The sequence below is a fragment of the Bradyrhizobium nanningense genome (genome assembly GCF_004114535.1).
Taxonomy (GTDB): domain Bacteria; phylum Pseudomonadota; class Alphaproteobacteria; order Rhizobiales; family Xanthobacteraceae; genus Bradyrhizobium; species Bradyrhizobium nanningense.
This window is the reverse complement of sequence record NZ_LBJC01000002.1, coordinates 42,957-66,554: the sequence shown is the minus strand read 5'-3', so window position 1 is coordinate 66,554 and position 23,598 is coordinate 42,957. Positions and strand designations below refer to the sequence as shown.

The window sequence follows — 23,598 nt, the reverse complement described above, 5'->3', positions numbered from 1 at the left end:
GAGCCGCAGTATTACAAACCGGATCCATCCGTCCTTTCGAGGCTACAATGAACAACCTTGTTATGGTCGCAGCGGCAGCCACAATCGGCTTCAATTCAGTGCAGTCCGCGCCACTGCCCGAAGCGAAGGCCGATGACGTCGGCGTTTCTCAGCAGCGCCTTGCAAAGCTAGACCAGTTCTTCGCTCGGGAGATCGCGAGTAAACGCGTGCCGGGCGCGGTGGTTGCAATCGCCAGAGACGGAAAGCTGATTCACTACAAGGCGTACGGACAACTCGATCCGGCAAAAGGAAGGTCGATGCGGCTCGACGCGATATTCGCGCTTGCTTCTATGACCAAGCCGATGGTGGCCGTTGCGGGTCTTATCCTCATGGAACAAGGTCGCCTGCCTCTACAGGCCAGACTTACGGATTACTATCCGGAATTCGCAGGCATGAAGGTGGGAGTGCCACAGCATGACGGTTCACTGAAATTTCAAACGCAGAATTCTCCGATCTTGATCCACGATCTTTACCGCCACACATCCGGGCTCACCTATGGCGCGCCCCCCAACAGCTCAGACCAAGTGGCGCGTCTCTATCCCGATTTCGCTGCTCCGGCACTAAGGGGTGATAAGCAGGCTTTCATCGAAGCCATTACCAAGCTGCCGCTAGCGCATCAACCGGGGACAGAATTCGAATACGGCTTCTCGACCGATGTGCTGGGAGCTGTCGTGGAACAAGTCAGCGGACAGCGATTGGGCGACTATCTTGCCAGCAACTTGTGGAAGCCAATCGAAATGCAAGATGCCACTTTCCATTTGTCGGAATCGCAACGCAAGCGCCTGGCGCATCCATTTCCAGACGACCCGCTGACGGGAAAACCACAAGAGATCGAGCTCCTCGAAACTCCGACGAAGTTTGACTGCGGGGGAGCCTGCGCATTTGCGACAGTCGGTGACTACGTGCGCTTTGGACAAATGCTCCTGAACGGCGGGGAGCTCAATGGCCAGCGCATTCTTGGCCCGAGGACGGTGCGTCACATGATTTCCGATCACCTCGGACCAGGGATCAAGAATAAGGTTGCCAATGTGGAGGCGCACCGTGCCGGCTTCGGCTTCGGGCTTGGAGTGGCTGTACGCATCAACGAGGGACTCTCGGCGGTTCCGGGCAATCCAGGTGAGTTCACATGGACTGGCGCCTACGGGACACAATTTTTCTGCGACCCAAAAGAGCGTCTGGTCGCGGTGGTCGGGACGGCGGCGCCCGGAGAAATCCGGAAGTATTACCGCGAACAAGTCCAGTATATCGTCTATGCTGCGATAATCCGATAATTCGCTTTCCGCCCAAAGGCGCGATGAGCCGTTTGGTGTAGTAGGCGGACAGTATTGCTAGGACGGATCGATGCCGACTGAAAGTAGGCGCCGCCGTTTTCTATCGGCGTCAGACGAATCGCAGCATGCTTCAAAAACGCAATCGCCTCCGCCATTGCGAAGAATCTCCTTCAAGCAAGGTGGGTGTCGCGATGCGCCAACGACGTCGCACGTTGCTAACGATTGGCTTGCGCGATGAAGGCTCCGAGGCGATAGCTATAAACTCCGTTCTGTCGCCGCCCACGACGCCGTAGAAAAGCCGCGCGACGAGCCGCTTTGAAACCAAGGGCAGATCGGATCGAAGCAGACCTAAAAAGCGAGTCAGCGTGCGCACCACAGCTCAGCCCATTGCGGGTTCTCTTCCTCGCTCGACAGCCGCTTTGGTACGGGCTGCCTGCATAGTTGCGACTGTGAGCGCTTCACCGCATGCTTGTCAGTAATCGGCAAGTCTGATTGAGGCGGGGGGTGCGGTGCCCGACAACTGAACCAGTTCTATTCAACGATCGGCATGACGAGTGTCGCGGTTGTGCAGGAGCGTAGTCCCCTGCATGGGTGAACCATAGTGCTGATTTGTTGAAGTGCTCACATAGACTTTCAAAAACTGGGCGCCATGAGCGTGACAGATCAATGGTCCAGCTTCTGGCACGCTACTCGGGTTCGACAATCCGCAGACCTCGAAGTGCCGGCTTGGTATCTTTCAAGTGTTTCGCTTCGCTGGCCTGTTTCTTGCTGAACGTCACCAATCCGTAACGGCTGGCGACAATTCGCATGGACGGTTTCATGGGTGACGGAAGGGAAACGTTCTACAGCGTGATCAGACGCCAGGGTATCACGCGTCGTAGTTTCCACAAATTCTGCAGTTTGACGGCCGCGAGCTTGGGGCTTGGTCCGCTCACCGCAAGCAGAATTGCGCACGCCCTGGAAACCAAACCGCGTGTGCCCGTCATCTGGCTGCACGGGCTCGAGTGTACCTGTTGCTCGGAAAGCTTTATCCGCTCGGCCCATCCCCTGATCAAAGACGCGCTGCTGTCGATGATTTCGCTCGATTATGATCATATGATCATGGCGGCGGCAGGACACCAGGCTGAGGCCATCCTGGAGGAAACCCGTGCCAAGTACAAAGGCGGGTATGTGCTCGCCGTTGAAGGCAATCCCCCGTTGAACGAAGGTGGCATGTTTTGCATCGACGGCGGCAAGCCGTTCGTTGAAAAGCTCACGTCGATGGCGGAAGAGGCTATGGCTATCATCGCTTGGGGCACGTGTGCGTCCTGGGGATGCGTGCAAGCGGCCAAGCCAAATCCGACTGGCGCGGTGCCGATCGATAAGGTGGTCACCAATAGGCAGATCATCAAGGTGCCTGGATGCCCTCCTGTCGCAGAGGTCATGAGTGGCCTCGTGACTTTCATCACCACGTTCGGAAAGCTTCCCGAGCTTGACCGCCAAGGGCGCCCAAGTATGTTTTATTCCGAGCGCATTCACGATAAGTGCTATCGGCGGTCCCATTTCGACGCAGGCCAATTCGTCGAAGAGTGGGACGACACCAATGCACGCAAGGGCTATTGCCTGTACAAGATGGGCTGCAAGGGGCCAACCACCTACAACGCCTGTTCGGCACTTCGATGGAACGGCGGCGTTTCATTTCCGATTCAATCCGGCCACGGCTGCCTCGGCTGCTCCGAAGACAGCTTCTGGGATAAAGGGCCATTTTACGACCGACTCACAACCATCAGGCAGTTCGGCATTGAGGAGAACGCCGACGAGATCGGCATGGCCGCTGCCGGCGTGGTGGGGCTAACCGTCGCTGCCCACGCGGCGGTCACCGCCGTGAAGCGGTTGACCCATCGGCCGGATCGCCCAGCCGACAAAGGCAAACCGAGTTGAGGAGGGGACGACAGTGGCCGTCCAGACGCCGAATGGGTTTAATCTCGATCGTTCCGGCAGGCGAATCGTTATCGATCCGCTGACGCGCATCGAAGGCCACCTCCGCATCGAAGCCAATCTCGATTCCGAGAATGTGATCCGCAATGCGGTCTCAAGCGGGACGATGTGGCGTGGCATCGAAGTCATCCTGCGCGGGCGCGATCCGCGCGACGCCTGGGCGTTCACCGAGCGGATTTGCGGGGTCTGCACCGGCACCCATGCGCTCACCTCCGTGCGCGCAGTTGAAAATGCACTAGGAATTGCGATTCCGGAGAATGCCAATTCGATCCGCAACATCATGCAGCTGTGCCTGCTCGTGCATGATCACCTCGTACATTTCTATCACCTCCATGCGTTAGATTGGGTCGACGTGGTCTCCGCGCTTAAGGCCGATCCCCACTCGACCTCTACACTGGCGCAGTCTATCTCGCCTTGGCCGCTGTCATCCCCTGGCTATTTTAGGGATTTGCAAATCCGGCTCACCAAGTTCTTCGGATCAGGGCAGCTCGGTCCGTTCAAGAATGGCTATTGGGGGCATCCGGCCTACAAGCTGCCACCGGAAGCGAACCTGATGGCGGTCGCTCATTATCTGGAAGCGCTCGACTTTCAGAAGGAGATCGTCAAGATCCAAGCTCTTTATGGTGGCAAGAACCCGCATCCAAACTGGCTCGTGGGCGGCGTGCCGTGCGCGATCAACATCGAGGGAATCGGTGCGGTGGGCGCGATCAACATGGAGCGACTGAACATTGTGTCCTCCATCGTCGACCGCTCGATCGAGTTTGTCGAGCAGGTCTACCTGCCCGACGTTACCGCGATCTGCTCGTTCTATAGGGACTGGCTCCACGGCGGTGGTCTTTCGAGCAAAAGCGTGATGTCCTATGGCGACATCCCGGAAAAGGCCAATGACTGTTCCGCCCAGAGTTTTAAGCTGCCGCGCGGGGTCATTCTTGATGGCAATCTCAAGGAGATACTGCCGATCGACCATGGTGACCCCGAACAGATCCAGGAGTTCGTCGAGCATTCATGGTATAAATACCCCAGCGATTGCTGTGGACTGCATCCCTGGGATGGTATTACCGAGCCGAGTTTTGAACTTGGGCCAAAACTCAAAGGCAGCAAGACAGATATTAAGGAACTCGACGAGGGCGGCAAATATTCCTGGATCAAAGCGCCGCGCTGGCGCGGCCGTGCCGTGGAGGTCGGGCCGTTGGCCCGATACATCGTCGGTTATGCGCAAGGCAAAGCCGAGTTCAAGGAGCCAGCCGAGAGACTGCTCAAGGAGCTCAATCTTCCTTTGACTGCGCTGTTCTCGACGCTTGGCCGTACTGCGGCGCGGGCGCTCGAATGCCAGTGGGCGGCCCATCAGATGCGCTATTTCCAGGATAAGCTCGTAATCCACATCAAGGCGGGCAATACGGCAACTGCCAATATCAGCAAGTGGAGCCCGGAAAGCTGGCGCAAGGAAGCCAAAGGCTACGGGTTCACTGAAGCGCCTCGCGGTGCGCTCGGGCACTGGATTAAGATCAAGGACGGTAAGATCGACAATTATCAATGTGTCGTGCCGACGACGTGGAACGCATCTCCTCGCGATTCGAAGGGCAATATTGGCGCTTTTGAAGCTTCCCTGATCGGTACCCCGATGGCCGATCCGCAGCGGCCTCTGGAGATCTTGCGCACCATCCATTCCTTTGATCCGTGCTTGGCTTGCTCGACGCACGTGATGAGTGCTGAGGGCCAAGAAATGGCTTCAGTTAAAGTTCGTTAGGTCCATGCAGGACAGGGCTCAGAAGCTTCTTGCCGCCGTCGATGCGGCACCGACCGCTCGCAGGAGGGGCGGCGTCGTCGCCTACATTTATGCGCCGGTGCGACTCTGGCATTGGGTTAATGCGGCTGCGATTCTGGTGCTGAGTTTAACCGGCTATTTTATTGGAACCGGGACACCAGCGACGTGGGGAAAGGCAAGCGGCAGTTTCCTGTTCGGCTATATCCGCTTCGCTCATTTCTCGGCGGGATATGTGCTCAGCGTCGGCTTTCTTCTGCGCATCTACTGGGCTTTGAGGGGAAACGCGAATGCCATACAAATCTTTTGCGTGCCGCTCTGGCGCGGCTGCTTTTGGCGGGAATTGTACCACGAGATTCGCAGGTATGCCTTCCTTACGGTTGAGCCTGAGAGGGGCCTCGGGCACAACCGCCTTGCTCAGCTCGCAATGTTCTTCATGTTTACGCAGACGATCACATTCATGGTCGTCACAGGCTTTGCACTTTATGGGCAAGGTGCTGGTACTGACAGCTGGCAGTACAAGGTGTTCGGCTGGGTGTTTTCACTCTGGCCGAACAGTCAGGACGTCCACACCTGGCATCATCTCGGCCTATGGGTGATCGTGATGTTCGCGCTGGTCCACATCTACGCGGTGCTCCGGGACGACATCATGTCGCGCCGCAACTTCCCTTCTATGAAGTAGGTGAGCGCGGGTTTGACGATTGACTGGGAAGCGGATGCTCAATCCGAAAGACAAAAAGCGGATTCTGGTGCTCGGCATTGGCAACATCCTGTGGGCCGATGAGGGATTTGGTGTGCGTGCGGTCGAGGAGTTTCATCGCCTCTACGCCGTCGCTGACAACGTCACCGTTCTCGATGGCGGCACCCAGGGGCTCTACCTCGTCAGTTTTCTTGAGCGGGCCGATTGCCTGATCGTGTTCGATGCTATCGACTATGGATTGCTGCCCGGGCAGTTGAAGCTTGTACGAGATGACGAAGTGCCAAAATTCACGGGCGCCAAGAAAGTGAGCCTGCATCAGACCGGCTTCCAGGAGGTCTTGAGCGCGGCCGATTTGCTTGGCCGCCGCCCGCGAGAGATCGCTCTTATCGGCTGCCAGCCGTTGGATCTGGAGAATTGGGGCGGACCGCTGACCGCGCCGGTGCGCCTTCAGATTGCCCCTGCGATCAAACTCGCTTGTGAACTCCTAGAGCAGTGGGACTCGCCGGCAAGACCGCGGAGCGCGCCGCTGGCTGCATCTGAACGGCTCTTGGCGAACAATATTGACCATGCGAATTATGAAATGAGGGCGCAGCCGATCTAGAAGCCTGCGACTGACCATGTGCCTTGGCTTGCCAATGACGATTGTCGAGACGGACGGTATTACCGCGCTGTGCGAATATGGCAGTGAACAGCGGCGCATCTCCGTCATGCTGCTCGCTGATGTATCGGTCGGCGCCAAGGTGCTCGTTCATATCGACAGCGCAGTGCGGCTCTTAGACGAAAATGAAGCAAGGCAGATCTCCGAAGCACTTGACGGGCTTGAGGCCAGCCTCAACGGTCAGAACTACGATCGCTTCTTTGCGGACTTGATCGGTCACGAGCCGCAATTGCCGGAGCACCTACGCTAACGGTTCCGCTCCCTTGCGCGGACTGGGGTTCTTCACAGACCGAATTCCAGTCGCAGGAACATCGGCCTGGATAATGTCAGGCGCTATGCCGTTGGTTCGAATGTGAGCCGCGGCTGAAGGTGATTGGCATGCGCCTTGCTAACCGCCTGCTAGCAGAACCGAACATTATCAGAAAGAAGTGCGATGAAGTTGCAGCCGGCGCAGCATGGTCTGACACGACCCACTCAGTCGGACGTGGAGGGCGTCAGCGCCGATGCGCGCCTGGCCGTGCACGCTCCCGGGAAGGAGACCGTGATGCCGCTGTCGGCGGCCGATCCCCTACATATGCTCCGGATCATCCAGCTCGCATTCTTTCTTTCTGAATTTGTTCGGCCAGGCATGCAAGGTGCAATACACTCGTGCGGGGCTAGTGGCACACCAGTCGGCCGGCGTAGACCGTCGACGCCGAGCCTATGCCAAAGGCACGATATACTCTGCCTAATCGGCAAGATACCGGTCCGTTCGCTCACGATCAATCGCATCTCCGGGCCGATCATTCGGGCACACGCCGGCAGCATCGGCGTCGGCAAGTGCAATGCCCGTGGATACAGACAATGGAACATCGCATCGTGAAAACAGCGATCCCCGTTGTATCCGGCGCCGCCGACCGGGCGGCGAGCGACGTTACCACCAGATCTGGATGTCTCGATGTATTCTATCGCCCCGCGACGAGTGCGCTCGTCAAGCGCGCCTGGCGCGATTGCGACGAACGTGCAAGGAAGCACCCGAACGCCACCTTGCTGTTGTCAAATGCCGCTGCTGCCGTTGGGAGGCAGAGAAGCGGTTCTCCGACACAATTGTACGATCTCGCATATCTCAGCGATGCCGAGCACAAGCTGATCGACGAATTGCTCGGAGAAGGCGAGGTGACCGGCGTGGTTGCGCTGCCCGATGGCTGTTTGGCGCAAATCCGTGAATCCGTGCTTGCGGGAATCTGGCGCGTGCGCATCGGGACCGAACCGGCAAACGAATATGTTGAGGTCGGAGGGATTCCGCAGATTGTCCGGCGTGCCGCAACTGACCTGACGTCCGCCGATCTTGTGATTGGCACGCCGCCGCATGGCGCGATGAACGTTCAACCGGTGCTGGCCGAAATACGCGAGCGGGCTAGCGTGTGGCGATTTGGCATGAATGCGCATATCATCAATCTCACATTGCTACCAATGAGCATGGTCGACTTGACGTTCCTGCAGCAAAGCTTGGGCAACGGACCGGTCCAACTCATGTTGCGGGGCTACGGCCCCTGCCGAGTGCAGGCGACCGGGACTAGGAATGTTTGGTCCGTGCAGTTCTTCAATTCCACGGACAACATCATCCTTGATACGCTGGAGATTGGGGGCGTGCCGATTGTTGCGTTGGCTGCCGACGAGGATTTCCAAGACTCTGCCGAACGCTTGCAGGAAATCATTAAGGCGTACTTCACATGAAGCGCTCGGGCATTTGGCATCAGGTAGGATCCCGTAGACGGCGCGTGCGCATGGGCCATAACTTGCGCGCGATGATGGGGCAGCGTTGCGCATGATCATCGCTGCCCGCAACAAAATCCATGTCCGCGTATTGCTAGCTGCCGACGTAGTCGCCTCGGTCGAGGTCCTGCCGCGAGTCCGGCCGCCGCTGGCGCGGATATTCGCCGGAAAGCCGGCCTCGTCGCTGCTCAATGTCGTGCCGCGGCTCTTCGCGTTGTGTGCCGCTGCGCAGCAAACCGCACTGTTATCCGCGATCGAAACCGCGCGCGACGAAGTGATCACCCTCGCAACAAAACAGCGTCGTATTGCGCTTATCGTTACCGAGCGCATCGTGGAGTTGGTACGGGGGCTGTTTGTCGGACATCTTACGCTAGACGTCGCCAGTGCTGCGGCAATCGGCTCCCTGATGTCGGAATTGTCAGCGCTTGTCCGCTCCGAACAACTAGCCTGGGGCTCCCCTCAAAGGGAAGCAACAGCACGGATTGTCGCTGCGATGGGCGCGCTGGGCGTACCGAATGAGGGGGGCGCGCTCAGGTCCGGTAGCCCACTGGCGCGTCGCGTTGCGGCGCTTAATGAGGTCGGCCTGAAGTCGGCTCCGACGGGACACTCGTTCCTGTCCGCTGCTGACGACCTCAGCATCACGAAGCGGTTGCTCGGGGATGACTCGACGTTTTGCTGCTGCCCCGATCTCGAAGGACATGTGCCCGAGACGGGTCCATGGGCGCGCCAAATGACCCGGGATCGGCTGTCGCTGAGACCCTTCGGTGCAGCCGAGCGGCTGACGGCCAGAATTGTTGAAATCGTCCGGCTATGTGCCTGGCTTGAGGACGGCGCTCAGATTGACGCCGCGGAGCATGGGATTATCGAAAGATATAAGCTAGGGCCCGGCCGTGCAGCGGCCGCGGTCGAATGCGCCAGGGGCCGTCTCTACCACGCGGTTGAGCTTGATGCTCAGGGCCGGATATCCCGCTTCGAATTCCTTGCGCCGACGGAGTGGAATTTCCACCGGCGCGGACCGCTTGTACGGAACCTGCACGGGGCGGTGCTGACGGCTCGACGACGCTGTGATGAAGTGCGCGCATTGATTGCATCGCTCGATCCATGCGTCGGGTTCACCCTCAATTTTCGCGAAGTTCGCGATGCATGAAATGGCGATTTGTCTTGGGATCATTCAGATCGTCGAGGAGAAGGTACGGGAGCGATCCTCTTCGCGGGTGCGGAGCGTCTGTTTAGAGATGGGAGCGCTGAGTCATGCCGCGCCGGAAGCGATCAGGTTCTGCTTTGCTGTCGCCGCAACGCGAACCGTTGCCGAGGGCGCCGCTCTTAATATCGTTGAACTACCAGGCGTTGCCTGGTGCATGAGCTGTTCGAAAAGTGTCGAAATTTCACGACGCGGTGAGTGCTGTCCTTGCTGCGGCAGCTATCGATTGCAGGTGATTGCGGGCGAACAGATGCGAGTAAAAGAGCTGGAGATCGATTGATGTGTACCGTTTGCGGCTGCACGGAAGGGACGCCGTCGACCAAACACTTGGAGGCGAATGATGCGGAGAGCCATGAGCGATACGCTGACCATGTGCAGGACGATTGCGATAGCCATTCTGTCCTTCCGCCGCCCGACCAAAGGCCGCCGCTCTCAAACGACGGTGGCGTTAGTTATAACCGCCGTTGGTCGGCTCATCATCAGGCCCTTCCGAGCGGCGGCGCCGGCTCGGCTGGTTTAAGGGTCGGGGGCATGAGCAGAAAGCAGATCATTGAGATCGAGCGCGATATTCTGGGCAAGAATAATGGGATTGCGGCCGTCAACCGCGCGCTCTTCGTTGCCGACGACCTGCTTGTCTTTAATCTTTTGTCCAGTCCCGGAGCAGGTAAAACGACACTGCTGGTCCGCGCCGTGTCCGAGCTGAAACGTAGGCGGCCGATCGGAGTCATTGAAGGCGACCAGCAGACCTCGAACGATGCCGAACGTATTCGGGCGACCGGCGTGCCAGCCGTTCAAGTCAATACCGGCAAGAATTGCCATCTCGATGCTGCAATGATTGGCGAGGCTTATCGCCACTTGCCGCCGCTCACAGGCGGTATTCTCTTCATTGAGAACGTCGGCAATCTGATCTGTCCCGCTGCCTTCGATCTTGGCGAGGCCCGCAAGATCGTAGTGTTTTCGATTACGGAAGGTGAAGACAAGCCGCTCAAATACCCTGATATTTTTGCCGCTTCGTCCCTCATGGTGATCAACAAGATTGATCTGGCGTCGCTGCTTGAATTCGATTTGGGAAAGACCATCGAATACGCCAGACGCGTCAATCCAAAGATCGACGTGCTTGTCGTTTCGGCTCGTACTGGAGAGGGCTTTGGCGCGCTCTACGCCTGGATCGATAAGCAGGCGGGCGATCAGAGGCGCATCGTAGAGGACACAAGGCTATGAACGCCGCAGCCACCCGCGACCGAACACGGCTGCGCGTGCGCGTGAGCGGGGCAGTGCAAGGGGTCGGCTTTCGTCCTTACGTTTATGGACTCGCCATGCGGTACGGATTGGCCGGGTTTGTCATCAATGGCCCCGAGGGCGTTATCATCGAGGTCGAGGGTCACCGTGCGTCGGAGTTTGTTGCCACGTTACCGCTCGAGGCGCCTCCATTGGCACGCATCGACCAAATCTGCGTTCGGGAGACTGTGGCGCTCGCGGCGAAGGACTTTTCCATCGGTCCGAGCGAAGTCGGCAAGCTGTCGACGCAGATCGTCGCCGACGCTGCCGTTTGCCGGCAATGCGTGAGCGAGTTATTTGATCCGGAAGATCGGCACTACCTTTATCCCTTCATAAGCTGCTGCCATTGCGGGCCACGCTACACTATCGCCGAGCGGCTACCGTACGACCGTCGCAACACTGTGATGAGGGCTTTTAGGTTGTGCGCCGCGTGCGCGGCCGACTATGCCGATCCGGCGAGCCGCAGGTTTCACGCGGAGGCGATCGCGTGTCCGGCATGCGGTCCTCGGCTCAGCCATGGGATCAGCGCCATTGTCGCGGCAATCACGGCGGGACAGATCGTGGCGATAAAGGGGCTGGGCGGATACCAGCTTCTTTGCGATGCACGTAATCAGGAGGCCGTGCTGCGTTTGCGCAGGAGAAAGCACCGCCTTCAGAAGCCGCTCGCAGTTATGGTCGAGTCGAAAGAGCGCGTTAGCGAGATCGCGGAGGCGAACGCGGCCGAGCTTACGCTGCTCGAATCCATCGCACGTCCTATCGTCCTCCTGCCAACGCGCAACAATCTGGCGCCCGCCATAGCTCCTGGTTTATCACGAGTGGGTGTCATGCTGCCCGTAGCGCCGCTGCATCACCTCATCTTCCATGCGTTTCGCTCGCCGCAGGCGCGTGCGGGGTCTGGCCCGGTCATCGTCGTCACCAGTGCAAATCTCTGCGGCGAACCGCTCCTGACCGATAACGCTCAGGCGCTGCGGCGACTCAAGGGGGTCGCCGACCTGGTCGTGTCCCATGATCGCGATATCTTGACGCGTGCTGATGATTCCGTGGTTTCAGTGGTGGCCGGCCGGGCCCAATTCGTTCGCCGTGCTCGCGGCTATGTTCCCGAACCGATACGGCTTGCAAGGTCCGTCCCGCCCGTGCTCGCCGTCGGCGGGGCACTGAAATCGACCGTCACCATCACGCGGGACGACCAAGCGTTCGTCTCTCAGCATATTGGCGATCTAAATACAGCCGAAGGCATCCGTGCGTTTGAGAAGACGATCCGACACCTCACATCGAGCCTTGACGTGGAGCCCGTCGCCGTCGCCCATGATTTGCATCCCGACATGGCTTCTACCCGGTTTGCGGAGGCAAATGCCCGCGCGCTGGTCGCGGTTCAGCATCACCACGCACATGCTGCCGCAGTGATCGCCGAGCACGGCCATGCGGGACCTGCGCTTGCCCTGGTGCTCGATGGACATGGCTTTGGCTCCGAGGGCGGTAACTGGGGTGGCGAACTATTGTTGTGCGAAGGGACGTGGTCCCGACGCATCGGGCACTTAGCGCCTCTGCAGATGCCTGGTGGAGATCGTGCAGCCCGCGAGCCGTGGCGCATGGCGAGCGCAGTATTACACGGGCTCGGCCGGGGTAACGAAATCGGGCAGCGCTTTGCGGCGCAGGGCCAAGCCGGGGGGCTGTCGGACTTGCTCGACCAGCCGGGCGGGACCACCACGACCAGTGCGGGACGGTTGTTCGATGCGGCAGCGGCGCTGCTGGGGATTGCGAATTTGCAGAGCTATGACGGCGAAGCAGCGATGAAGCTCGAAGCGCTGGTGCGGCAGACTGCGATTCTGGAAGCCGGCTGGACCATCGATGGCGGCGTGCTGTCGCTTGGTCCGCTATTCTCGCGGTTGATTGCTGATGACTTTGACGTCGCCGGCGGAGCCGGGCTGTTTCATGGCACTTTCGCCGCCGCCTGCGTTGACTGGGTCACGCGCTCTGCGCGGACAACGGGCGTTAATACCGTGGTTCTGAGCGGCGGCTGCTTCCTGAACGCGGTGCTGGCGGACAAAATCCCGCGCGGTTGCAGTGATGCCGGTCTTACCCCGCTGGTGCCGCAGCGGCTGCCGCCCAATGATGGCGGTTTGAGCCTTGGCCAGGCCTGGATTGCCGCTCTACAGATGGCTCAACAGTCGCCCGCCAGGGGAGGAACTGCCTGATATGTGTCTTTCGGTTCCGGCAAAGATCGCCAAGATTCTTCCCAACCAAATGGCCCTCGTGTCCATCGATGGCATCAGCCTGGAGATATCGATTGCCCTCATCGACGAGCTTGAGGTTGGCGATTGCGTCCTAGTCCATGTCGGCTATGCGCTCGCTAAGATCGATCCGACAGAAGCCAAGCGCACGCTAGAGCTCCTGCAGGAGCTAGGCAGCGCAGCGCAGGAATGCCGATCGTGAAATATTTTGACGAATTTCGCGACAAGACCATCGCGCAGGGACTTGCGCGCGCGATTGACACTGAGGTCAGTTCACAAAGAGCCTACCGGTTCATGGAATTTTGCGGTGGACACACTCATGCCATCTCCCGCTACGGTCTGGAGGATCTGCTGCCCGCGAACGTCCGGATGATCCACGGGCCCGGTTGTCCCGTCTGCGTTCTGCCGGCGAGCCGTATCGACATGGCGATCCGGCTCGCCGAGCGACCAGAGGTCACTCTGTGCGTCTACGGCGACCTGATGCGCGCGCCCGGGTCGCAAGGGCAGTCCCTGTTGCGAGCTAAAGCGCTCGGGGCCGACATTCGGATGGTCTACTCGACCCTCGACGCTATCCGGCTGGCCGAACAGACGCCGGGCCGTGAAGTGGTTTTCTTTGCCATCGGATTTGAGACCACGACGCCCCCGTCGGCGGTCATGATTCGCATTGCCGAGAACAAACGGTTGGAGGGCCTTAGCGTGTTCTGCAATCACGTGCTTACACCCTCGGCGATGCACAGCATTCTCGAGAACCCGATGATCCGCAACACAGGTGGGGTCCCCATTGACGGCTTCATCGGGCCTGCACATGTCAGCACCATTATCGGTACGCGGCCTTACGAGCCCCTGGCGGAACAGTTCGAGAAGCCGATCGTGGTCGCCGGATTTGAACCACTCGACGTGCTGCAGGCTATCCTGATGCTGGTGCGGCAGGTGAACCAAGACCGCTACGAGGTAGAAAACCAATACAGCCGTGCAGTGACACGCGATGGCAATCGGCGCGCCAAGAAGGAGGTATCGCAGGTATTCGAACTGCGTGAGCAGTTTGAATGGCGTGGGCTTGGACTTGTACCCAACAGCGGACTGAAGCTTAAGCGGTCTTACGCAAAGTTCGACGCGGAGACGCGTTTTGCGATCCACGACATGCGTGTCGCAGACAATCCGGCCTGTGAGTGCTGCGCGATCCTGCGTGGCGCCAAACGGCCGGTCGATTGCAAGTTGTTTGGAAATGTGTGCACGCCGGAAACGCCCATAGGGGCCTGCATGGTGTCATCAGAAGGGGCTTGTGCGGCGTATTGGACCTATGGCCGAGTTCGCGATGAGCAGATGAGGCAGACGTCATGAGCGTGAAAGCCGATCAACGCAGCCTCGACCTGGAGAACGGACGCGTCGAACTTTCCCACGGCTCTGGAGGCCGTGCCATGGCACAGCTGATCTCCGGCCTTTTTCACCAGGCCTTCGGTAATGAATGGCTCGCCCGGTGCAATGATCAGTCGGCGTTTGATGTTTCGGCAGGCAGGATGGTGATGACGACTGACGGCTATGTGGTTTCGCCGCTGTTTTTTCCCGGCGGCAATATCGGGTCCTTGGCTGTGCACGGCACGATCAATGATGTCGCGATGTCCGGCGCGCGTCCACTCTATTTGTCAGCCAGCTTCATCATCGAGGAGGGCTTCCGGTTTTCCGATCTCAAGGCGATCGCGGATTCGATGGGCGCGGCGGCGCGAGGGGCCGGCGTTTACATCATTGCCGGGGACACCAAGGTCGTAGAGCGGGGCAAGGCGGATGGTCTGTTCATCTCTACGGCCGGGATCGGGCTTGTGGCCCGGGGGCTCGATCTCTCCGCCGAAAAGGCAAGGGTCGGGGATCGTGTGCTGCTGTCAGGTAGCCTCGGCGATCATGGGGTGGCGATCATGTCAAAACGTCAGAACGTCGCTTTTCAAACCGAAATCGTCTCGGACTCAGCAGCGTTGCATAATCTCGTAGCGGCCATGCTTGCCGCAGGTGGGGGAGGCATCCGGGTGATGCGCGACCCCACGCGCGGTGGGCTCGCTGCTGCTCTCAACGAGATTGCGCAGCAATCCGACCTCGGGTTTCATCTGCAGGAATCAACCATTCCGGTGAAGCCCGCTGTTGCGGCTAGCTGCGAACTCTTTGGACTCGATCCGATCCATGTCGCCAACGAAGGCAAGCTCGTTGCGATCGTGGCGCCTGATTCGGCCGATGCCGTTCTTGCAGCCATGAAGGCGCACCCGCTCGGGTCCAATGCGGCTGATATTGGCGAGGCGGTGGCTGACGATCACAAATTTGTTCAGATGACGACCGATTTCGGCGGCCGACGAATCGTCGACTGGCTGTGGGGCGAACAATTGCCTCGGATCTGTTGAACAGGCTGCGCAACGTCCTTTTTTGGCGGCCATTTACTATCAATGGTGATTAGCTCCTATCGATGGTGATTAGCCACCAGCTCCACAAGGCTTCGCTTGATAGGCAATCCTGCCCATCGGCAAATTGCCGTCTTTGCGGCTTGAGAAGTTCGGCGAGGCTGGATTCGGTTGTTAGCTTTTCTGCGGGGCGAGACCGCAATTCGGAACGATTCATCGGTATCGCGCGGAACGGGATCGCACGATCTGGGCAACCCGTCGGTTTGAAATCCTGCGAAGCCTGTAAAATATCGCTGAATTCCTGCGCCATTTTGGTGGGCTGCGTCGCGATATCGCTGCACGCTTCAGATAAGAAGGGCGGGTCAGGCAGGGAGTTTCAAATGAAGGTCGGAGTTCCGAAGGAAATCAAGGCGCACGAATATCGCGTCGGCCTTACCCCTGGAGCTGCCCGAGAATACGTGGCAGCGGGCCACCGCGTGATGATCGAGACTGATGCCGGCGCCGGCATTGGTGCAACCGATGACGATTATCGCAATGCTGGCGCAACGATTCTAACTTCGGCGGCTGAGGTATTCGCATCGAGCGAGATGATCGTAAAGGTTAAGGAGCCTCAGCCGGCCGAATGGTCCCAGCTGCGCGAGGATCACATCCTATTCACTTATTTGCATCTGGCCCCGGACCCGGATCAGGCTACCGGCCTCTTGAAATCTGGATGCACCGCGATCGCCTATGAGACCGTAACTGATGCGCATGGTGGTCTTCCACTGCTGGCGCCGATGAGCGAGGTCGCGGGTCGGCTTGCGATCGAAGCGGCGGGTAGCGCTCTAAAGCGGAGTACAGGCGGCCGAGGGCTGCTGATCGGTGGGGTGCCCGGCGTTCAGCCTGCTCGAATCGTCGTGATTGGAGGTGGCGTCGTCGGTACGCACGCGGCGCGCATGGCGGTCGGTCTGGGAGCAGAAGTGACCATCATCGATCGTTCGATAATCCGCCTCCGTGAGCTGGACGAGCTATTCGAAGGACGCGTTCGCACCAGGTTTTCGACCATCGAGTCTGTGGAGGAAGAGGTATTTGCGGCGGACGTGGTGATTGGTGCGGTGCTCGTCCCAGGTGCGAGCGCCCCGAAGTTGGTTCGCCGGAGCATGCTGAGCTCGATGCGCAAGAGGGCGGTACTCGTGGACGTCGCTATCGATCAGGGCGGGTGCTTTGAGACATCGCACCCAACCACTCACGCTGATCCAACTTACGAAGTGGATGGAGTCATTCATTATTGCGTAGCCAATATGCCCGGTGCCGTACCGCTGACCTCGAGCCAGGCACTGAATAACGCGACCCTGCCGTTTGGTTTGGCTCTGGCCAACAACGGTTTTTCCGCCGTACTCGAAAATCCACATCTGCGGGCGGGCCTCAACGTCCATCGGGGCCGGCTAACTTACAAAGCGGTGGCCGAGAGCCTCGGGCTGCCCTTCTCACCGATCGAACAGGCTGCGGCCTGATCCCAGAGGCCCTCATGGGCGTTTCCTCCCTGACTTAGGCCACCCTTCGGGGTGGCTTTTTTTTGGCTCCATCGATCTGCTGACGCCGGCATTTTTCTAGCGTGGGGCGAAGCGGAGGATCACCAGACGAACGCCTGGCTTTAGTCGCCCGCACGATGGGAAGACAATGTACTTTCACTCATACAGCGCCTATGAATGCCGGTGTTGTCGGATAATCCAAGGCAATTGAGAATGCCTGCCGCGGGTCCCAGGAGGACGCGCATTTCCGGAGCGACTTTATCTGGAGCGATCACCGCGAGCTTTCCGACTGCCTGTGAGGCGCGGACCGGCGATGACTCCCGCTATGCGCTGCTGTCAGGCCCCTTGTAGGATTTGCGACACCGTGTCGAGGCGGCGACTTGCGTTATGGAAAATACTGCAGACGAACCAAGCTCAAACTGTCTGGCACAAGACTTGATAGCAAGAAACCGTCCCGCACTTTTGCTTACGGAATCGCAGTGATGGCCTACAAGATAATCGCATCCCAGTGCACCGTCTGCGGTGCGTGCGAGTTCGAGTGTCCCAATGCCGCGATCAGCCTGAAGAACGACATATATGTGATCAATACGTCCCAGTGTACCCAATGTGAGGGCCATTTTGACGCACCGCAATGCGCCGTCGTTTGCCCGGTGCCCGATACATGCGTGCCGGCAAAGGTGGGGTAGCCGATGAGAGGAGCTCCCGCACGAATTTATGGAGATACTCGACAGCCGCCGCCTTTTCAATCCATCTCCTGTTTTACTCAGTCGCTGGCCCGAGTCGCAGCTTCGATCATCGGTCCGTTCGAGGATTGAGAAGCAATCGTAGATTTCCGCCAGTCCTTAAAGAAGGCAAACGCGAACGTATGAGTTCTTCCACGTTGGTCGATGCTTCCTGGCGCAGTGATCAAATGGGCCCCGGCGGTCGGTGACGGCAATTCCTTGCTCGATGATTTTGAGCGACTCCTGAGCCCGCGCACCACGGGTAGCGATCACACAAATGTCGCGTGCTCTGAGCCGTGTTGCCGCCGAAAGACGCGGTGGGGATGCGCATGCCCGCGGTATCCGGTGCTGGTCGACGGGTGGCAAGGATACGTCCATCCGACCGCCGAAGTCTGCGATATCGATTGCGAATTCTACGTCATGACCGGCGTGGTCCGACTGGGATTGCTGTGCTTACGGCAAGTCTGCGCATCCGGCATCGATGGCGCCCTCTAATGGCCGTGGGGACATGATCCGCGAGGTCTCGCGTTGCGGTGCCATTTATGGCGATCCGCTACGCCGGTTCGAAGCGCGTACGCCGCCGATCGCCGAAGCCATCGCTTTAAGCGCGCCTATCGATTACATTGCAGATCCGCAGGCAATCGCTTACGCGCAGGAGAGGCTGGCTTCCACCTATGGACCGCGCCGGTGTAGCGGGGCGGGCGCACTGTGCGATGCCGCTGCTCAACCAATTCGGCGTGCTGGCGACGTGCCGTGGGTCCATTGGACTTTAGAATGCACGCGGAGAGATCGATGTGCTCGTGCGTGCCCCGATCGAGCGCGGCAACTGCACTGGGCGCCACGCGGCGAGGCCGCTCGCATAGAGCTCTGGGAGGATGCAATCGTGCACCTCATCAGCATTGCAGCAGGCGAGCACCTGTAGGTCAGCATAGATAGCATTGGCAAGCCTGTATCGGTCAGCCGGCCTTGCAGCCGCCTTCCGCCTTCGATCCCAGCTGCGGTGCCGGATACGCCAGGGAATTTCACGCACAGCCCACCTTGTTCCATTTCGAACAGGCCCAAACCAAGAGTTCTCTGCGCAAAGCGCGATGTCGGATTCGCAACAACACATCTTTTCCCGCACGAGGCGCGCTAAGCAACTTTGATTGTTCGGTTTTTTGTGCTGACGAGACGCTGGCATGCTGGTTGCAAAACTTGGGTCAAGAAGCCGCCCTCGCAACAGCTAACCTTTGAAGGATATCAGATGAGTCTCGCCACGACCCAGAGCATCGCAGAAATCAGGGCTCGCAACAAAGAGCTGATCGAGGAGGTGCTTAAGGTCTATCCGGAAAAAACCGCGAAACGGCGTGCCAAGCACCTCAACGTCCACCAAGCCGGCAAGTCAGACTGCGGGGTGAAGTCCAACATCAAATCCATACCTGGCGTGATGACGATCAGAGGCTGCGCCTATGCAGGGTCAAAGGGAGTGGTCTGGGGACCAATCAAGGACATGGTTCATATCAGCCATGGCCCGGTCGGCTGCGGTCAGTATTCGTGGGGCTCGCGACGCAACTATTACGTCGGCACGACGGGCATCGATAGCTTCGTGACTCTGCAGTTCACCTCCGACTTCCAGGAAAAGGATATCGTATTCGGCGGAGACAAAAAACTGGACAAAATCCTTGATGAAATCCAAGAGCTGTTTCCACTTAACAACGGCATCACGATCCAATCGGAATGCCCGATAGGGCTGATCGGCGACGATATTGAGGCCGTGTCAAGAGCGAAATCCAAGGAATATGGCGGCAAAACCATCGTGCCGGTCCGTTGTGAGGGCTTCCGGGGCGTGTCGCAGTCATTAGGCCATCACATCGCTAACGATGCGGTGCGCGATTGGATTTTCGGCCACCTCGAGGGCGACGGCAAACCAAAGTTCGAGCCGACGCCGTACGATGTTGCGATCATCGGAGACTACAATATCGGCGGCGATGCGTGGTCATCAAGAATTCTGCTGGAGGAGATGGGCCTGCGCGTGATCGCGCAGTGGTCCGGCGACGGCTCGCTGGCAGAGCTCGAAGCAACGCCGAAGGCAAAGCTCAACATTCTGCATTGCTATCGCTCAATGAACTACATCTCCCGCCACATGGAAGAAAAGTTCGGTATCCCCTGGTGCGAGTACAATTTCTTCGGACCTTCAAAGATCGCAGAGTCGCTGCGCAGGATTGCGGGTTATTTCGACGACAAGATCAAGGAAGGCGCCGAGCGGGTGATCGAGAAGTACGAGCCGCTCGTGAACGCGGTGATCGCTAAATATCGCCCGCGCCTGGAGGGCAAGACGGTGATGCTGTACGTCGGCGGGCTCCGTCCGCGTCATGTTATTGGCGCATATGAAGACCTAGGGATGGAAGTAATTGGCACCGGATACGAGTTCGGTCACAACGACGACTATCAGCGCACAGCTCAGCACTACGTGAAGGACAGCACGCTCATCTATGATGACGTCAATGGCTATGAGTTCGAGCGCTTCGTCGAGAAGCTCCAGCCTGACCTTGTCGGCTCGGGCATCAAGGAAAAGTACGTTTTCCAAAAGATGGGTGTGCCGTTCCGGCAGATGCATTCGTGGGACTATTCGGGTCCATATCACGGTTATGACGGCTTTGCGATCTTTGCGCGCGACATGGACATGGCCGTCAACTCGCCGGTTTGGAAGAAAACGAAGGCTCCCTGGAAGGAAGCTTCGAGCGCCAAGCTCCAGGCTGCAGAGTAAAGCAATTCATCTCGCTCTCTGGGAAAGCCGGGGCGATACAAATCTCGATAGTGAAGGATTTCACCAATGGCGCAGAGTGCTGAACACGTGCTCGATCATGTCGAACTGTTCCGCGATCCAGAATACCAGCAGATGCTGGCCAAGAAGAAGATATTCGAGAATCCTCGCGATCCTGCCGAGGTCGAACGTATCAAGGAATGGACGAAAACCGCCGAGTATCGCGAAAAGAACTTTGCGCGGGAGGCGCTAGCGGTAAATCCGGCCAAGGCTTGCCAGCCGCTTGGCGCCGTATTCGCCTCCGTTGGGTTTGAGCGCACGTTGCCCTTCGTCCACGGCTCGCAAGGCTGTGTGGCCTACTACCGCAGTCATTTGTCGCGGCACTTCAAGGAGCCTAGCTCCTGTGTCTCTTCATCAATGACGGAAGACGCTGCCGTATTCGGCGGTCTGAACAACATGACCGACGGGCTCGCGAACAGCTACAACATGTACAAGCCCAAGATGATTGCGGTTTCCACAACCTGCATGGCAGAGGTGATCGGCGACGACCTCAACGCCTTCATCAAGACGTCGAAAGAAAAGGGCTCGGTTCCGGCGGACTTCGACGTGCCGTTCGCTCACACGCCGGCGTTCGTGGGCAGCCACATCACTGGTTATGACAATGCGCTCAAGGGCATTCTGGAGCATTTTTGGGACGGAAAGGCCGGAACAGCTCCGAAGCTGGAGCGCAAACCGAATGGGGCGATCAACATCATTGGTGGGTTCGATGGCTATACCGTCGGGAACCTTCGAGAGATCAAGCGCATCTTAGAATTGATGGCCATCGACCACACGGTTCTCGCCGACAATTCTGAAGTGTTCGATACCCCGACAGACGGCGAATTCCGGATGTATGAAGGTGGTACGACGCTGGAGGATGCGGCGAACGCGATTCACGCCAAGGCGACTATTTCCATGCAGCAGTGGTGCACGGAAAAAACGCTGACATTCGTGGCGGAACACGGCCAGGACATCGTATCCTTCAACTATCCGGTGGGCTTATCTGCAACGGATGACTTTATCGTCGCGCTGTCACGCATCAGCGGCAAGGAGATTCCCGAGCAACTCGCGCGAGAACGTGGTCGCCTGGTTGATGCCATCGCCGACTCCAGCGCTCATGTTCACGGCAAGAAGTTCGCGATCTATGGCGACCCGGATCTTTGCTATGGATTGGCTGCGTTTCTGCTCGAACTCGGCGCCGAACCGATTCATGTGCTTTCCACCAACGGCAACAAAGCGTGGCAGGAAAAAATGCAGGCGCTACTTGCAAGCTCGCCATTTGGGCAGGGCTGCCAAGTCTATCCGGGTCGAGACCTCTGGCACATGCGCTCGCTCTTGTTCACCGAGCCGGTCGATTTTCTGATTGGAAACACCTACGGGAAGTACCTGGAGCGTGATACCGGAACGCCACTGATCCGCATTGGCTTTCCGATCTTTGATCGGCATCACCATCACCGCTCCCCCGTATGGGGCTATCAGGGCGGTCTGAATGTATTGGTGAAGATCCTGGACAAGATCTTTGACGAGATCGACAAGAAGACCAACGTTCTTGGCAAGACGGACTACAGCTTCGACATCATTCGTTGATGAGCGATTACAAGTGCCATCGCCCAAGCACAGGACGATGGCACGAGCACGTGAAGGTGGAATTTGCAATTCATTTGCCCTGAGAGGAAACAGGATGAGTTCACTAGCGGCCACGGTCCAGAATATCTTCGACGAGCCGGGCTGCGCCAAGAATGGCAGTAAGTCGGGGGCCGAACGCAGGAACGGCTGCACCAGACAATTGCAGCCGGGTAGCGCTGCCGGCGGCTGTGCTTTCGATGGCGCCAAGGTTGCGCTGCAGCCGTTCACCGATGTCGCTCACTTGGTACATGGTCCGATCGCGTGCGAAGGTAATTCCTGGGACAATCGCGGCGCGGCGTCGTCCGGCTCGGATCTGTGGCGCACCGCATTCACAACCGATTTGAGCGAAACCGATATTGTTTTCGGAGGCGAGAAGCGGCTCTGCAAAGCGATCAAGGAGATCATCGACAAGTACGATCCGCCCGCCATCTTCGTCTATCAAACCTGCATCCCGGCGATGATCGGCGATGACATCAACGCAGTCTGCAAGGCAGCATCTCAAAGATTTTCAAAGCCGGTGATCCCGATCAATTCTCCGGGCTTCGTCGGTTCGAAGAACCTCGGTAACAAGCTCGCCGGCGAGGCCTTGCTCGACTATGTGATCGGGACGAGAGAACCGGACTACACCACGCCGTACGACATCAATCTGATCGGAGAATACAACCTTTCGGGAGAGCTCTGGCAAGTGAAGCCATTGCTAGACGAGCTGGGAGTGCGAATTCTCTGCTGCATCTCCGGCGATGGTAAATATCGCGAAGCCGCTTCATCTCATCGCGCGCGGGCGGCGATGTTGGTGTGCTCAAAGTCCATGATCAACGTGGCACGCAAGATGGAGCAACGCTACGGGATCCCGTTCTTCGAGGGATCGTTCTACGGTATTCAGGATTCAAGCGAATCGCTACGCCAGCTCGCCCGCTTATTGGTTGAACGCGGCGCCCCGACAGATCTGCTCGGGCGCACCGAAGCGGTGATCGCGCGCGAGGAAGCGCGGGCGTGGGCTGCCATCGAGCCGTACAAGCCGCGATTCGAAGGCAAAAAGGCCTTGTTGGTGACGGGCGGCGTCAAGTCATGGTCGGTCGTTGCGGCACTCCAGGAAGCCGGGCTGGAGTTGGTCGGAACTAGCGTGAAGAAATCGACCAGGGAAGACAAGGAGCGCATCAAGGAGCTCATGGGGCAGGATGCCCACATGATCGAGGACATGACCGCGCGCGAAATGTACAAGATGTTGAAGGACGCAAAAGCGGACATCATGCTATCAGGCGGCAAGTCGCAGTTTGTCGCGCTGAAGGCGGCGGTGCCGTGGCTTGATATCAACCAGGAGCGTTGCCACGCCTATATGGGCTATGTCGGAATGGTTAAGCTGGTGGAGGAGATCGATAAGTCACTCTCCAGTCCGATGTGGGAGCAGCTACGTCGACCAGGGCCATGGGAGGCATTGGCCAAGGCGAGGGAGCAGATGCAATCGCCGATGGCCGCAATCGCCTGCGACCCGGCGCTCGCCGAAACCGCGCGGCGCGCGAGGAAGATCTGCGTGTGTAAGAGCGTTGATCTGGGCACGATTGAGGATGCAATCCGCGTGCACGACCTGAGGAGCGTCGCAGCGGTCCGAGAGCATACCAATGCGGGCGGTGGCTGCTGTCGAAGACGCATCGAAGATATGTTTGTGTCCGAGCCGTCTGACATGCGACAGGCCGCAGAGTAGGG

At 58.6% G+C, this 23,598-nt stretch carries 21 protein-coding genes; 20 read left to right on the top strand and 1 reads right to left on the bottom strand.

Features of this window, described 5'->3' with window-relative positions:
* The first annotated feature begins 47 nt into the window (after window positions 1-47).
* The 14 genes from XH84_RS00360 (at window position 48) to hypE (ending at window position 15,256) form a co-directional block, all read left to right on the top strand.
* On the top strand, window positions 48-1,310 hold the full coding sequence (locus XH84_RS00360) for a serine hydrolase domain-containing protein (protein WP_128947983.1): 1,263 nt from the start codon (window positions 48-50) through the stop codon (window positions 1,308-1,310).
* A gap of 819 nt (window positions 1,311-2,129) precedes the next feature.
* Window positions 2,130-3,230 carry a hydrogenase small subunit gene (locus XH84_RS00355; protein WP_128948005.1) on the top strand — a complete coding sequence of 367 codons (1,101 nt, stop codon included), beginning with the start codon at window positions 2,130-2,132 and terminating at the stop codon, window positions 3,228-3,230.
* A 13-nt stretch (window positions 3,231-3,243) separates the two neighbouring features.
* Window positions 3,244-5,034, top strand: a complete 1,791-nt coding sequence (locus tag XH84_RS00350) for a nickel-dependent hydrogenase large subunit (RefSeq protein WP_128947982.1) — start codon at window positions 3,244-3,246, stop codon at window positions 5,032-5,034.
* 4 nt (window positions 5,035-5,038) lie between these two features.
* A complete protein-coding gene (gene cybH / locus XH84_RS00345; RefSeq protein ID WP_164937321.1) occupies window positions 5,039-5,731 on the top strand; it encodes a Ni/Fe-hydrogenase, b-type cytochrome subunit in 693 nt (230 codons plus the stop codon).
* Window positions 5,732-5,765: 34 nt separating this feature from the next.
* Window positions 5,766-6,350 carry a HyaD/HybD family hydrogenase maturation endopeptidase gene (locus XH84_RS00340; protein ID WP_128947981.1) on the top strand — a complete coding sequence of 195 codons (585 nt, stop codon included), beginning with the start codon at window positions 5,766-5,768 and terminating at the stop codon, window positions 6,348-6,350.
* A 16-nt stretch (window positions 6,351-6,366) separates the two neighbouring features.
* Window positions 6,367-6,657 carry a HypC/HybG/HupF family hydrogenase formation chaperone gene (locus XH84_RS00335; protein WP_128947980.1) on the top strand — a complete coding sequence of 97 codons (291 nt, stop codon included), beginning with the start codon at window positions 6,367-6,369 and terminating at the stop codon, window positions 6,655-6,657.
* Between the two features lie 608 nt (window positions 6,658-7,265).
* The gene (locus XH84_RS00325; RefSeq protein WP_430641863.1) at window positions 7,266-8,123 is read left to right on the top strand and encodes a hydrogenase expression/formation protein; all 858 of its coding nucleotides are present in this window, start codon (window positions 7,266-7,268) and stop codon (window positions 8,121-8,123) included.
* A gap of 91 nt (window positions 8,124-8,214) precedes the next feature.
* Complete coding sequence (locus tag XH84_RS39465; protein ID WP_164937320.1) at window positions 8,215-9,309, top strand: hypothetical protein; 1,095 nt, start codon at window positions 8,215-8,217, stop codon at window positions 9,307-9,309.
* Window positions 9,302-9,643 carry a hydrogenase maturation nickel metallochaperone HypA gene (gene hypA, locus XH84_RS00310; RefSeq protein ID WP_128947977.1) on the top strand — a complete coding sequence of 114 codons (342 nt, stop codon included), beginning with the start codon at window positions 9,302-9,304 and terminating at the stop codon, window positions 9,641-9,643. The genes XH84_RS39465 and hypA overlap by 8 nt, the downstream gene beginning before the upstream one ends.
* On the top strand, window positions 9,643-10,584 hold the full coding sequence (gene hypB, locus XH84_RS00305; RefSeq protein ID WP_128947976.1) for a hydrogenase nickel incorporation protein HypB: 942 nt from the start codon (window positions 9,643-9,645) through the stop codon (window positions 10,582-10,584). The genes hypA and hypB overlap by 1 nt, the downstream gene beginning before the upstream one ends.
* Window positions 10,581-12,836, top strand: coding sequence for a carbamoyltransferase HypF (gene hypF / locus XH84_RS00300; protein ID WP_128947975.1), 2,256 nt, complete (start codon window positions 10,581-10,583; stop codon window positions 12,834-12,836). Before hypB ends, hypF begins: the two co-directional genes overlap by 4 nt.
* Window position 12,837: 1 nt before the next feature.
* Complete coding sequence (locus tag XH84_RS00295) at window positions 12,838-13,074, top strand: HypC/HybG/HupF family hydrogenase formation chaperone (protein WP_128947974.1); 237 nt, start codon at window positions 12,838-12,840, stop codon at window positions 13,072-13,074.
* Window positions 13,071-14,213 (top strand): hydrogenase formation protein HypD, encoded by a 1,143-nt coding sequence (gene hypD, locus XH84_RS00290; protein ID WP_164937319.1) that lies wholly within the window; start codon window positions 13,071-13,073, stop codon window positions 14,211-14,213. The genes XH84_RS00295 and hypD overlap by 4 nt, the downstream gene beginning before the upstream one ends.
* A complete protein-coding gene (gene hypE / locus XH84_RS00285; RefSeq protein WP_128947972.1) occupies window positions 14,210-15,256 on the top strand; it encodes a hydrogenase expression/formation protein HypE in 1,047 nt (348 codons plus the stop codon). The genes hypD and hypE overlap by 4 nt, the downstream gene beginning before the upstream one ends.
* Window positions 15,257-15,305: 49 nt before the next feature.
* Here the strand turns inward: hypE and XH84_RS00280 are convergent, their stop codons facing one another.
* A complete protein-coding gene (locus XH84_RS00280; RefSeq protein ID WP_128947971.1) occupies window positions 15,306-15,563 on the bottom strand; it encodes a hypothetical protein in 258 nt (85 codons plus the stop codon).
* A 70-nt stretch (window positions 15,564-15,633) separates the two neighbouring features.
* On the opposite strand from XH84_RS00280, the gene ald reads away from it, so the two are divergent.
* The 6 genes from ald (at window position 15,634) to nifE (ending at window position 23,596) form a co-directional block, all read left to right on the top strand.
* A complete protein-coding gene (gene ald / locus XH84_RS00275) occupies window positions 15,634-16,746 on the top strand; it encodes an alanine dehydrogenase (RefSeq protein WP_128947970.1) in 1,113 nt (370 codons plus the stop codon).
* Window positions 16,747-17,144: 398 nt separating this feature from the next.
* Window positions 17,145-17,450, top strand: coding sequence for a 4Fe-4S binding protein (locus XH84_RS00270; protein ID WP_245471559.1), 306 nt, complete (start codon window positions 17,145-17,147; stop codon window positions 17,448-17,450).
* Window positions 17,451-17,967: 517 nt separating this feature from the next.
* A complete protein-coding gene (locus tag XH84_RS40495) occupies window positions 17,968-18,408 on the top strand; it encodes an aminotransferase class V-fold PLP-dependent enzyme (protein ID WP_347338860.1) in 441 nt (146 codons plus the stop codon).
* Between the two features lie 321 nt (window positions 18,409-18,729).
* On the top strand, window positions 18,730-20,232 hold the full coding sequence (gene nifD / locus XH84_RS00260) for a nitrogenase molybdenum-iron protein alpha chain (protein ID WP_128947968.1): 1,503 nt from the start codon (window positions 18,730-18,732) through the stop codon (window positions 20,230-20,232).
* Between the two features lie 66 nt (window positions 20,233-20,298).
* Entirely contained in the window at window positions 20,299-21,855 is a 1,557-nt protein-coding gene (gene nifK, locus XH84_RS00255; protein WP_128947967.1) for a nitrogenase molybdenum-iron protein subunit beta, read from the top strand.
* A gap of 94 nt (window positions 21,856-21,949) precedes the next feature.
* Window positions 21,950-23,596 carry a nitrogenase iron-molybdenum cofactor biosynthesis protein NifE gene (gene nifE / locus XH84_RS00250; RefSeq protein WP_128947966.1) on the top strand — a complete coding sequence of 549 codons (1,647 nt, stop codon included), beginning with the start codon at window positions 21,950-21,952 and terminating at the stop codon, window positions 23,594-23,596.
* Window positions 23,597-23,598 lie beyond the last annotated feature (2 nt).